General features: G+C 54.1%; 11 protein-coding genes. 5 read left to right on the top strand and 6 right to left on the bottom strand.

What is annotated here, in order from left to right; all coding sequences use genetic code 11:
- Positions 1-32 precede the first annotated feature (32 nt).
- From Q8W24_RS05200 to Q8W24_RS05180, 5 genes are all read right to left on the bottom strand, one after another.
- Entirely contained in the window at positions 33-311 is a 279-nt protein-coding gene (locus Q8W24_RS05200) for an oxidative damage protection protein (RefSeq protein WP_303433925.1), read from the bottom strand.
- A 22-nt stretch (positions 312-333) separates the two neighbouring features.
- Complete coding sequence (mutY, locus tag Q8W24_RS05195; RefSeq protein WP_305474604.1) at positions 334-1,386, bottom strand: A/G-specific adenine glycosylase; 1,053 nt, start codon at positions 1,384-1,386, stop codon at positions 334-336.
- A gap of 9 nt (positions 1,387-1,395) precedes the next feature.
- On the bottom strand, positions 1,396-3,789 hold the full coding sequence (locus Q8W24_RS05190; RefSeq protein ID WP_305414438.1) for a bifunctional diguanylate cyclase/phosphodiesterase: 2,394 nt from the start codon (positions 3,787-3,789) through the stop codon (positions 1,396-1,398).
- Between the two features lie 147 nt (positions 3,790-3,936).
- Positions 3,937-4,578, bottom strand: coding sequence for a phospholipid-binding protein MlaC (locus Q8W24_RS05185; protein ID WP_303433920.1), 642 nt, complete (start codon positions 4,576-4,578; stop codon positions 3,937-3,939).
- A 176-nt stretch (positions 4,579-4,754) separates the two neighbouring features.
- Entirely contained in the window at positions 4,755-5,153 is a 399-nt protein-coding gene (locus Q8W24_RS05180; RefSeq protein WP_303433918.1) for an acetyl-CoA sensor PanZ family protein, read from the bottom strand.
- Between the two features lie 129 nt (positions 5,154-5,282).
- On the opposite strand from Q8W24_RS05180, the gene hisB reads away from it, so the two are divergent.
- From hisB to Q8W24_RS05155, 5 genes are all read left to right on the top strand, one after another.
- Positions 5,283-5,873, top strand: a complete 591-nt coding sequence (hisB, locus tag Q8W24_RS05175; protein ID WP_303433916.1) for an imidazoleglycerol-phosphate dehydratase HisB — start codon at positions 5,283-5,285, stop codon at positions 5,871-5,873.
- A 60-nt stretch (positions 5,874-5,933) separates the two neighbouring features.
- Entirely contained in the window at positions 5,934-6,542 is a 609-nt protein-coding gene (hisH, locus tag Q8W24_RS05170) for an imidazole glycerol phosphate synthase subunit HisH (protein ID WP_370693305.1), read from the top strand.
- 34 nt (positions 6,543-6,576) lie between these two features.
- Positions 6,577-7,326: a 1-(5-phosphoribosyl)-5-[(5-phosphoribosylamino)methylideneamino]imidazole-4-carboxamide isomerase gene (gene hisA, locus Q8W24_RS05165; protein WP_305474602.1), complete on the top strand. Its 750-nt coding sequence runs from the start codon at positions 6,577-6,579 to the stop codon at positions 7,324-7,326.
- Between the two features lie 35 nt (positions 7,327-7,361).
- The gene (gene hisF / locus Q8W24_RS05160) at positions 7,362-8,129 is read left to right on the top strand and encodes an imidazole glycerol phosphate synthase subunit HisF (protein ID WP_303433912.1); all 768 of its coding nucleotides are present in this window, start codon (positions 7,362-7,364) and stop codon (positions 8,127-8,129) included.
- A 93-nt stretch (positions 8,130-8,222) separates the two neighbouring features.
- The gene (locus tag Q8W24_RS05155; RefSeq protein WP_305474600.1) at positions 8,223-10,466 is read left to right on the top strand and encodes a TonB-dependent siderophore receptor; all 2,244 of its coding nucleotides are present in this window, start codon (positions 8,223-8,225) and stop codon (positions 10,464-10,466) included.
- Between the two features lie 138 nt (positions 10,467-10,604).
- On the opposite strand, the gene serA is transcribed toward Q8W24_RS05155, so the two are convergent.
- Positions 10,605-11,834 (bottom strand): phosphoglycerate dehydrogenase, encoded by a 1,230-nt coding sequence (gene serA, locus Q8W24_RS05150; RefSeq protein ID WP_303433908.1) that lies wholly within the window; start codon positions 11,832-11,834, stop codon positions 10,605-10,607.
- Positions 11,835-11,898: the final 64 nt, after the last annotated feature.

Genomic DNA, 11,898 nt, shown 5'->3' with positions numbered 1-11,898 from the left:
CTGTTGATTTTCTGTCAACAGTATTTGGGTGATTATTTTTCAGAATTTTCAGGGACATAGCCATCAGCTTTGTCGAAGTCGGTGCCGGAGAAGAATTTTTCGCGTTGTTCGGTCAGGTATTTACGTGCTTCCTTGTCCATCATGTTGAGGTGTTTTTCGTTGATCAGCCGGGTTTGATGGGCGGTCCATTCTTCCCAGGCCTGGGCGGAGATGTGTTGGAGGATGTGTTCTCCGGCTGGGCCTGGGAGTGGGGCGGTGGCCAGTGCTGGCAGTGTTTGCTGGTATTTGCGGCAGAAGACTGTGCGGCTCATGTGGCGTTCCTGGTGTGGTGAGTCATAGGCTGGCGTGCAGTAGTTTTTTGACCGGTGCGGCCAGGCCCAGTTCGCTCGGGTTGTGTGGATTGTACCAATGCTGTTGTGCTTCGCCTATGTATGTCGGGGCGCGGGGCAGGTGCACTTCGACCGGGTGTATGTGCAGGTGGTAGTGGCTGAAGGTATGACGGAAGCTGCTGAGTTCTTGAATGTCGGTGCTGTCGCCGTAGTGAGTGCTTAGCCACTGTTCAGCTTGTGCCAGGGAGGTGGCTTCCGGAAAACTCCACAAGCCACCCCAAATGCCGGTTTGTGGGCGTGGCTGCAGCAGGTATTCACCGTGCGGGTTGCGTAGCATCAGCATCCAGGTGTGTTTTTCCGGCTTGTCTTTTTTGGGTTTGCTGTTGGGGTATTGGGTCGGGTTGCCGCTGGTGTAGCCGAGGCAGTCGGGCTGGAGCGGGCAGATGCTGCAATCGGGTTTGCTGCGGGTGCAGAGGGTGGCACCCATGTCCATCATGACCTGAGTGTATTCGCGGGGGCGGTGATTGGGGGTCAGCCGTTCGGCAATGTCCCAGAGCCGGTTTTGTACGGCCGTGGTGCCGGGCCAGCCTTCGATGGCGTAAAAGCGGGTAAGGACTCGTTTGACGTTGCCATCGAGGATGGCGGCGCGGATGCCCATGCTGATGGAGACGATGGCTCCGGCGGTGGAGCGGCCGATGCCCGGCAGTTCTGTCAGTTGTGTTACCGATGGGGGGAATTCACCCTGGTAACGTTCGACGATTTGTTTGGCGCAGGCATGCAGGTTGCGGCCTCGGGCGTAGTAGCCGAGGCCGGTCCAGAGGTGGAGTACGTCATCCTGTTCGGCGGCGGCGAGCGCTTGTACGGTGGGAAAGCGTTCCATAAAGCGTTGGTAGTAGGGAATGACGGTGGCCACCTGGGTTTGTTGCAACATGATTTCTGAGACCCACACTCGATAGGGTGTGATGTCTTGTTGCCAGGGCAGGTGTTTGCGCCCGTGGTGGTCATACCAGTGGAGCAGAGTGTCAGAGAATGCGGTATCGGTCTGGGTAGAGGTCATCAGGCTGAGTCATTGGTTGAGTGGGGCGATTGGTGCTTTGTGCAGAAACAGCTGCAGTTGCGGCAGTGTCAGTGGTCGACTGAACAGATAGCCCTGGCCTTCATCGCAAAGGCTGTTGCGGAGGAAGTTTACCTGATCATCGGATTCAACACCTTCGGCCACGACGGACAGGCCGAGTTTGTGGGCCATGGCAATGATGGCGGCAGTGATGGCCATGTTATTGACGTCGGTGGTGATGTCGGCGACAAATGACGGGTCGATCTTGAGTACGGTGATTGGCAGGCGTTTGAGATGGGAGAGTGATGAGTAGCCGGTGCCAAAGTCATCGATAGCAAAGCGGATACCAAGCGCTTGCAGGTTGTTGATGATGGCAATGGAACTTTCGACATCGCGCATCAGGGTGCTTTCGGTGATTTCCAGCTCCAGGTTGGCGGCCGCCAGACCGGATAGTTGCAGTGCTTGCTGAACGTTTTGCTGCAGGTCGGGGGCGGCAAACTGACTGGCCGACAGGTTAACGGACAGACGAGCGTCGGCGGGTAGTGCTCTGGTCTGCAGGAGCGATTGCATATCGGTGCAGCTGCGTTCCAGAATCCAGCGGCCAATGGCGAGCATTTGACCGTTTTCTTCCGCGACCGGGATAAATTGGCTTGGGGGTATCAGGCCGTTCTTCGGGTGATGCCAACGAACCAGGGCTTCCAGGCCTGTGGTGTGATAACCCTGCAAGCTGATTTTGGGCTGGTAAACGAGGTTAAACTGGTCTTCTGCCAGGGCGGTGTTGATTTTTTGTTCCCAGTCCAGGTGTTCGAGGATTGAGCGGTTCATGTCTTCGGAGAAGAACTGGATGTTGTTACGGCCCAGTTCTTTGGCGCGATACATGGCCAGGTCGGCATTTTTCATCAGGGTGTTGGGGTCGCTGGAGTCTTGCGGTGTCAGGGTGATGCCGATGCTGACGGAGGTGGTGATGTCCTGTCCTTTGATTCTGACCGGGCGGTTGAGAGTGGAGAGTAATTTTTCGGCCACGGCGAGGACGTCGGAGGTCTGTTTGATATCGGTTAGCAGGATGGTGAATTCGTCGCCACCGATACGGGAGACTGTGTCTCGATCACGAACGCAGTTGCTCAGTCGTTTGGCGGCTTCTTGCAGAAGCTGGTCGCCGGCATCATGGCCCATGGAGTCGTTGATGCGTTTGAACTGGTCCATGTCGAGATAAACGAGCGCCAGGGTGGATTGGGTACGCTGAGCGGATTTGATGGATTTGGTGAGTCGGTTCTTGAACAGTCGTCGGTTGGCGAGGCCGGTGAGCGAGTCGTAGAAAGCCAGGTTCTCCATTTGTAGCTGGGCGTATTTCAGTTCGGAAATATCAGAGATGGCTCCGAGATAGCCCACGACTTCTCCGTCTGAGCTGTTCATTGGGCTGGCCATCAGATGAATCCAGGTCTGGCTGCTGTCGCGATTCAGCAGGCGCAGGTCCATGGCAATGCCTTCTTGTGTGGTGATTAATTGCTGCCAGGCGTCGCGCAGGCTGACGAGGTCGGCGGGGGCGATGCTGTCAAACCAGCGTTCCAGTTGCGGTAATTCGTCGTACAGCTGGTGGATTTCCCGCCAGCGCTGATTGACGTATTGCAGGGTTTGCTGGGTGTCTACCTGAAAGATGCCAACGGGAGAAAAGGCCGCCAGTTTGCGGAAGCGGGCTTCGTTTTCCTTGAGTGAGGCGTGTTCGGTTTCAATGGTTTGCAGCAGGGAGTTAAACAGGTCGACCAGAGCGCCCAGTTCATCGTCGGTTTTACGGGTGGCACGGATGGAGTAGTCCTGGTCTTGCGCAATGCGCTTGAGCGTGGCGTAAAGCTCGTGTAACGGACGCAAGACCAGTTCTTTCAGGTGCGATGAAGCAACAAACCCGAGTAATAGAGCCAGTATGGCAATCAGGATTGAAAAGAGGCCAAACTGCTGCAGTCGTTTGTTTCTGGATTCCTGGGTGGTGTGCAGGGTCAGGGTGCCGACGGTTTTGTGTTGATACTGGATCGGGAATATCTGTTGCTTGTGGTTGTCATGGCTCATGTCCCGTTGTGGTGGGCAGGGAGCCAAGGATGGCTGGTTATCGCGCAGGTAAGTGATGACCAGCAGGTTGTTGGCGTCGTAGATGCAGCCGCTCAGAATATCGCTGTTGTCACTGAGGGAGCGGATGCTTTCTTTCAGTTCGCTGGTGTGTCCTGCCAGGAGTTCGTGTGCGCTGTGGCGAGCGATCATGGTGCCAATGGTGTTCAGTTGGCGTTCGTTGTCCTGGCGGGTCAGATAGTATTCCAGCCAGGTAAAGGCGATGCTTGAAAATATCAGAGTCAGGGTGGTCGTCAATAACGTGACGATAACCAGCTTGTGCTTCAGGCGTTGTACCTGTAGATGCATGTCTCTCGGCTCGTTTGGGGCGGTTACGTGATGTGGTCCGCTTGGAATAAACCATAGCATGTACCATAAATCAGGTATTTGCCTAGAGAGACCCGGAGTGCGTATGGGGTTCCGACCACCATACGCACTGAATAATGGCGCGTTTTCTTATTCAGCGGCCAGGTTGGCTTGTGCTGCCCGATCCGCTTCTTGCTGAAGTTGCTGCAACAGGTCGTCCATGCGGGTTTTTGCGTTGCCTGGGTGGGTTCCTTGCAGGCGTTCAGCCATTTGGTCCCGGTAGGTTTTGACCATACTCAGACCCGAGACGACTGCGTCGTATACACGCCATTGGTCTTCCGTATCTTTGCGGTAAAGTTTGAAATCAATTGGGACAGTGTTGCCATTGGACTGGGTCAGAAAGCCCTGAACAAAGGCTTTGTCGCCTTCGGGGTTGATACGGGCTTCTTCAAACTCCAGCTTTTCACCACTGAATGCCTTGAAGGCACCGCTGTAGGTGCGGATCTGTAATTCCCGAAAACGATCGATGAATTCCTGTTGTTGCGTCGAGCTGGCCAGCCGCCAGTATTTGCCCAACGCCCCTTTGGCGATTTTTTCCTGATCGATGGCAGGCACAATGAACGACATTACAAGTTCGCGTACCAGGTTTTCGGTACGTTGCTCTACCGGCGTCTGATTCAGACGCTCGGTCAGTTGGCTGGTTGCCTTGGCTACTACTTCCGAGGGCGTTTGCGCGGCCCAGGCCGTAAGGTTGCAAAGCAACGCTGAAATAAGAATCAAGAATCGAAACATGAGTGAGGCGTCCATTGTTATGTTAGAGGTGGCTACAGGCACAGATCAGGTTCTGATATCTGTGCAGTATGTCGTGCCGCGCATTGCTTGTGTAGCACCCGGGTGGTGAAAAGATTGTTGCCTGTAACGCTTGAAAATGTATCCATGATCGCAACGGGTACATTGGTATGAACAGGTTACGGCTGCCATACCCAGGCGGATTCGGTGAACTCAAATCCGCGTTTTTCCAAGGCCGGTGCCAGTGTATCGGGTGCTGTTTCGATACGAAGGGTCATGGCCTGATCCCTGGCCCAGTGTTGTAGCAGGTGTATTGTCTGATGTATGACGCCCCGGCGCTGCGTAATTGTTCTCACGGCTGCGTTCGACAGGGTTATTGTCTGTTGGTTCTGGGTACAGAGTATGACACCGACGATGCGGTCGTTAAACCGTGCGGCAATAATCCAGCCTTGGTTGGCGAGCCGTTGTTGCAGCATGGGAGCTTGCAGTTGTTCGTCAGCGGTATCGGCCTGAATCTTGGCGATATCAGCCCAGTCGGCAGCAGTAGGCTGTTTGATGTGTTCGAGTAGAACGGGCACTTGGGACTCCTGATTATGATTTGAAGGGCAAGCGTTTGGTCTTCAGATGCTTGTTGAGGTTTCATGGAGGTTTTTCACTGCGCCCTTTATAATGGTTTCCTTTTTCTTTGGCGATAGTTGGAGCATTCCATGGCCCGTACGGCAACGGTCGAACGTAATACCCTGGAGACCCGGATTCGGGTCTCCATCAATCTCGACGGTACTGGCAAAAGCCAGTTTGATACCGGTGTGCCGTTTCTGGAGCATATGATGGATCAGATTGCTCGCCATGGCCTGATCGATCTGGATATTTTCTGCGAGGGTGACCTGCATATTGATGATCACCACACGGTGGAAGACATTGGCATTACCCTGGGGCAAGCCTTTGCGGAAGCGATTGGCGACAAAAAAGGCATCGTTCGTTATGGCCACAGTTATGTGCCGCTGGATGAAGCCTTGTCGCGGGTGGTGATTGATTTTTCCGGTCGTCCTGGCCTGTGCTTCAATTGTGATTTTACCCGCGCTGCGATTGGCAAGCTCGATACCCAGTTGTTCTGGGAGTTTTTCCAGGGTTTTGTGAATCACGCCAAGGTCAGTTTGCATATCGATAACCTCAAAGGGTTTAACGCACACCATCAGGCTGAGACCATTTTCAAGGCGTTTGGCCGGGCACTGCGGATGGCGGTTGAGATGGACCCTCGAATGGCGGGTGTCATGCCTTCCACCAAGGGCACTTTGTAAGATTTTTTGGAAGGAAGTGGTTTCGTGACAAGTAAAGTGTGTGCAGTGATCGACTATGGCATGGGTAACCTGCATTCCGCCCATGGTGCGTTGCAGGCCGTCGCCCAGGATACCAGGGTGCTGGTGACCAGTGACCCGGAAGTCATTCGTGCTGCTGACCATGTGGTGTTGCCCGGCGTGGGTGCGATTCGGGACTGTATGGCTGAAATTCGCCGTCAGGGTATCGATCAGGTGGTGGAAGAAGCACGCCAGACCAAGCCATTGCTCGGGATTTGCGTGGGCTTGCAGGCCATGATGGATCGTTCGGAAGAAAACAACGGTGTTGATTGTTTGGGGTTGTTTCCTGGGCAGGTGCGGTTTTTTGGTCACGATCTGGTCGAAAATGGTGAAAAACTGAAAGTACCGCATATGGGCTGGAACCAGGTCTCGCAAGTGGATCATCCGCTCTGGCATGGCATTGATAACCACAGCCGCTTTTATTTTGTGCACTCCTATTATGTCCACGCGGAGCGGCCGCAACAGATTAAAGGTCGCGGCCATTATGGTGTTGAGTTTGCTGCCGCGATGGGGGAAGACAATGTATTTGCGGTGCAATTTCACCCGGAAAAAAGCCATAACGCCGGTCTGGCGTTGTTAAAGAATTTTCTCGAATGGGATGGCCAGGCCTGAGGGTCGGCTGTCACTCTGATATTAAGGTTTTCTCATGCTCGTTATACCTGCAATTGATTTGAAAGATGGCGAATGCGTTCGTCTGCGCCAGGGTCGTATGGAAGACTCTACCGTGTTTGGTGATAACCCCGTAGAAATGGCCCGTCGCTGGGTAGACGCCGGTTGTCGGCGGTTGCATTTGGTGGATCTGAATGGTGCCTTTGCTGGTGTACCCGTCAACGGTGGCGCGGTGACGGCCATTGCCAAGGAATTTCCGGGCTTGCCGATCCAGATTGGTGGGGGCATCCGTTCTCTGGAAACTATCGAAGCCTACGTTAAAGCCGGTGTCAGTTACGTCATTATCGGTACCAAGGCGGTGAAAGAACCGGCGTTTGTCAAAGAAGCCTGTGCCGCGTTTCCAGGCAAGGTCATTGTGGGGCTGGATGCCCAGGATGGCTTTGTTGCCACCGACGGCTGGGCTGAGGTTTCTGAGGTCAAGGCGGTGGATCTGGCCCGGCAGTTCAAGGACGACGGCGTATCAGCCATTGTTTACACCGATATTGCCCGGGATGGCATGATGCAAGGGGTGAATGTGGCTGCAACGCTTGAGTTGGCCGTCGAAGGAGGCATTCCGGTGATTGCATCCGGTGGTGTGACCAATATCGACGATATTCGCCAGTTGGCGATGGTTGCCAGCCAGGGGATTCTTGGCGCGATTACCGGTCGGGCCATTTATGAAGGCAGCCTGGATGTTGCCGAAGCCCAGACTCTGGCGGATACGCTGGTGGCGAAGCCAATCGCCTGATTCAGGCCTAATACAGGTAGTGCAGGAGAGTTCCTATGGCTTTGGCCAAACGTATTATTCCTTGTCTGGATGTGGACAAGGGCCGGGTTGTCAAAGGCGTGAACTTTGTCGGTATCCGGGATGCGGGCGATCCGGTAGAGATTGCCAAGCGTTATAACGATCAGGGTGCGGATGAAATCACCTTTCTGGATATTACCGCCAGCCATGAAGGGCGTGAAACCACGGTTCATATGGTGGAAGCCATTGCCGAACAGGTGTTTATTCCGCTCACTGTCGGGGGCGGTATTCGGGAACTGGACGATATTCGCCGGATGCTGAATGCCGGTGCCGACAAGGTATCGATCAATTCCGCCGCAGTATATAACCCGGAATTTGTGCGTGAAGCTTCACAGAAATTTGGCGCGCAGTGCATTGTGGTTGCGATTGATGCCAAGCAGGTGGGTGATAACCATTGGGAAATTTTTACCCATGGCGGCCGCAAGCCAACCGGTATCAATGCGGTCGAGTGGGCGGTGAAAATGGCCGACTACGGCGCGGGTGAGATCTTGCTGACCAGTATGGATCGTGATGGTGTGAAATCAGGTTTTGACCTTGGTGTAACGCGGGCAATCTCGGACGCGGTGAACATTCCGGTCATTGCCTCCGGCGGTGTCGGTAACCTCGATCACTTGGTTGAAGGCGTAACACAAGGGCGAGCGGACGCGGTATTGGCCGCCAGTATTTTCCACTTTGGGGAGTACACCGTGCAGCAGGCCAAGCAGCATATGGCCGCTGCCGGGATTGAAATGCGTCTGGTGGATTGACCACTGGTCGAATCCAGTCGTTTTTTGATGCTGATATGGGCATAATCCACAATGTCTCTGTGAACTAGCGCAACTGTGCCGATGGATTGTTTTATGCCTCGTATTGGACGATATATTGGTCTGGTTGCCAGTGTCTTGGGATGCCTGGCAGGCGGATCAAATGTTTGTCAGGCCGAGGCTCTGGACGACTTTGAACCCGACCTGCCCGTTGTATTAAGTCCAATCCGGCTGCAGCAGCCGATGCCAGAAGTGCCTGCCAGTGCAACGCTGATTACCGCCGAGCAAATCCGTCTGTGGGGTATTCAGCGACTGGTGGATGTCTTTCAGTATGTGCCCGGAATGTTTGTGGCACAGGAGCTGGATTCCAACCAGTCGGGTGTGGTGTACCACTCCGGCGACCTCTCTTTGTCCCGCCGCCTGGAAGTGCTGGTGGATGGGCGCTCTGTCTATGGTGCCATTTTTGCCAGTGTTGACTGGGATCAGCTGAATATCGCGCTGGAAGATATTGAGCGGATCGAAATTACCCGTGGCTCCAGTGCTTCTTCGTACGGCATGAATGCGTTTCAGGGGGTGATCAATATCGTCACCCGTCATCCGGGCGACAGCCGCTCGCTTGATGTGTCTGCATCGCTTGGTTCCGACTCCCGCCGTCGAGGTTATTTGTCCACGGCGTTTGATCTGAATGGCTCCCGTCAGCGATTGAGTGCTTTTGGCAGCCAGGAGGGCACCGCTGGCGATTATGACTATGAGTCCGGGGATCTGCCGGATTACAACCGGATGGTGGGTCTTAACTGGAGCGGTGCCAGTGATATCTCCGACGATCTTGAGGTTTTCTGGCAAGCCGGGCGACAGAATCTGCAGCGTAATATTCTCGTGGATGAAAACTTTCATGAAGCGTCGCCAGAGATGGATGCCACAACTGATTTTGTTTCCATCGCGTTTCATGGTCTGGAAAACAGTCGCCATGAATGGAAAGTAAAAGCTTACTGGCAAGCGGAAAACCAGGAAAAATCCTATCGGGCGTGTACGGCAACCATTGCCTACGATCCCAATCTTCGGACACTGTTTAATCTGGATTCTGAGCTGGCCACGGCCCTTGGTTATGGTGTGTTACCGTTATTGGATAGTGATACAACGTCCTCTGAACGAACGGCAATCGAGCAGTATTATAGTGCCTTGGCCTATGGCTTGATGGATGCGTCAACGTTGCAGGCCTATCTTGCCAGTGCGGGTGTTGATACAGAGGTGTCGGAAGAAGAGCTTGCGCTGGCCCAGCAGATTGCAGCAACGGCTGTCGGAGCCGATGGGCTGGATGAAACCACGTGTGGCCAGGGCGATTATGACCTTTATGAGCAGCGCTGGGAAATGGAGGTGGAAAACACCATCTGGTGGAATCGGCGACTGCGTTCCGTTCAAGGCCTGGTGTATCGTCGCGATGAAGTGAACTCCCAGGCTTATTTTGGCCGTGCTCTTACCCGCAACAGTCTGATGGCTTTCTCGAGTGTTGAATACCGCTTGAGACCCGATTGGCTGATGTTTTTCTCGTTGACGGCAGAGCACCAGACTGACAGTTCGGTGAATTATTCCCCCCGGTTTGCGGTGACTCATCTGCTGACCCCGGATCAAAGCCTGCGGTTCCAGTATTCCCAGACCCATCGTTCCCCCGACCTGGCCGAGCAATACCTGAATGCCAATGCAGACGTGACACAATTAACGGATAACTACCTTGGGCTGGATAGTGGTTCGTTGTTCCTGACCGTGAATGCCGATGACTGGAACAGTAATCTGGAAGGTGAAAGCATCCATGCCTGGGAAGTGGGTTATTACGGCGCGTTCCTTGACCCTCGACTCTCGGTGGATATCAAGTTCTTCCATGAGTGGATGTTCCAATTGATTGAAGGGCAGGTGAATTTGCTGGATGGATCGCTGGATGATAACAACAGCATGACGCTGATGGGGATGGAGTGGCAGCTCGACTGGCGCCTGGCTCGACTGCAGCGTTTGTGGCTGGTGGGCTTGCTGCAGCATCGGGAATTATCTGGCAGTAATGAAGGTGTATTGGGGGCTGAGCGCAGCTTGCGTGCCGCATGGACCTACACTCCTGGGAATTCGGAGTGGATGCTGGGGCTGATTCTGGATGAAGGAAATGGCAGCGTCGGATCAGGCTTTGCGGGCCAGCAATTTTATCGGCAGCGTAAAGTGCAAAGTCGCTTTGGCCATGACTTTGGTCATGCCGGGGTGGCGTTATCGGTTCAGTATGATGCGGATGGCGGCCAGTTGTACTTTGAGCGTACGCCCCGTTGGTTGACGTGGGTGAATGTGCGTTTCCGGCTTTAGCTTCAGGTGTTGGCTGTCGACTGGCTGGCAACGGTATCGCGTAATGACGATTGCATGAAAAACGGCCTGTCACTTTGGTGGCAGGCCGTTTTTGTATCGGCGTGGTATGCGGCTGTCACCAGCCGCTATCCAGCAGGATCAGTACAATACGCGGGCACGAATGGTACCTTCAACTTCCTTGATTTTCTCCAGCGCCAGTTCACTGGCCGATGTTGCCACATCAATTACAACGTAACCGATGTCTTCAGCCGTTTGCAGGTATTGACCGGCGATATTGATGTGATTTTCAGCAAAAATACTGTTGATCGCATTCATCACGCCAGGAACGTTCTGGTGGATGTGCAAGATCCGGTGAACATTCTGGTTGGATGGCAAGGCGACTTCCGGGAAGTTGACGGAGGCTGTGGTGGTACCCCGGTCACTGTAGGTTGCCAGTTTTTCGCCCACTTCTTTGCCGATGTTTTCCTGCGCTTCCATGGTCGAACCACCGACGTGTGGCGTCAGGATAACGTTGTCGAATTCACGCAACGGGCTGACAAACTCTTCCTTGTTGGAGCGAGGTTCTGTCGGGAATACGTCGATGGCGGCTCCCAGTAATTTTTTGCTGCGGACGGCATCCGCGAGCGCGTCGATATCGACGACAGTACCGCGAGAGGCATTCAGCAGGATGGAGCCTTGCTTCATTTGGGCAAATTGTTCCGGGCCCATCATCCATTTGGTGGAGGCAGTTTCTGGCACGTGCAGGGAAATGACATCCGACATTGACAGCAGCTCATCGAGTGAGCCGACCTGAGTGGCGTTACCGATGGGCAGTTTGGTGATGATGTCGTAAAAATATACCTTCATGCCCATGCTTTCAGCCATGACCGACAGCTGGGTACCAATGCTTCCGTAGCCAACAATCCCCAGTTTTTTCCCTCTGATTTCATATGAGTTGGTAGCTGACTTGCTCCAACCGCCGCGGTGGCACTGGGTGCTTTTCTCTGGAATGCCGCGCATCAGCATGATGATCTCAGCCAACGACAGCTCAGCGACGGAGCGAGTGTTGGAATAAGGCGCGTTAAATACGGCAACGCCGCGTTTGGTGGCGGCTTTCAGATCAACCTGGTTGGTGCCAATACAAAAGCAGCCAACGGCGATCAGTTTTTCTGCGGCGGCAAAGATGTCTTCGGTCAGCTGGGTGCGTGAACGAATGCCGATAAAGTGTGCATCCTTGATGCGCTCTTTCAATTCGTCTTCAGGCAGCGATGTCTTCAGATAGTCGATGTTGGTGTAGCCAGCGGCATGAAGGGTGTCGAGTGCCGATTGATGCACGCCTTCCAACAAGAGGAATTTGATCTTGCTTTTGTCGAGGGAAGTCTGGGCCATTGGGGTACCTTCTCAAGAGGTGACGGTCAGGTCTGGGAGGGCCTGAGTCCATGCTGATTATATG

Source organism: Oceanobacter sp. 4_MG-2023, from assembly GCF_030689165.1.
Classification (GTDB): domain Bacteria; phylum Pseudomonadota; class Gammaproteobacteria; order Pseudomonadales; family Oceanobacteraceae; genus Oceanobacter.
The sequence above is the reverse complement of the archived record's forward strand: the minus strand, read 5'-3'. Positions and strand labels throughout refer to the sequence as shown.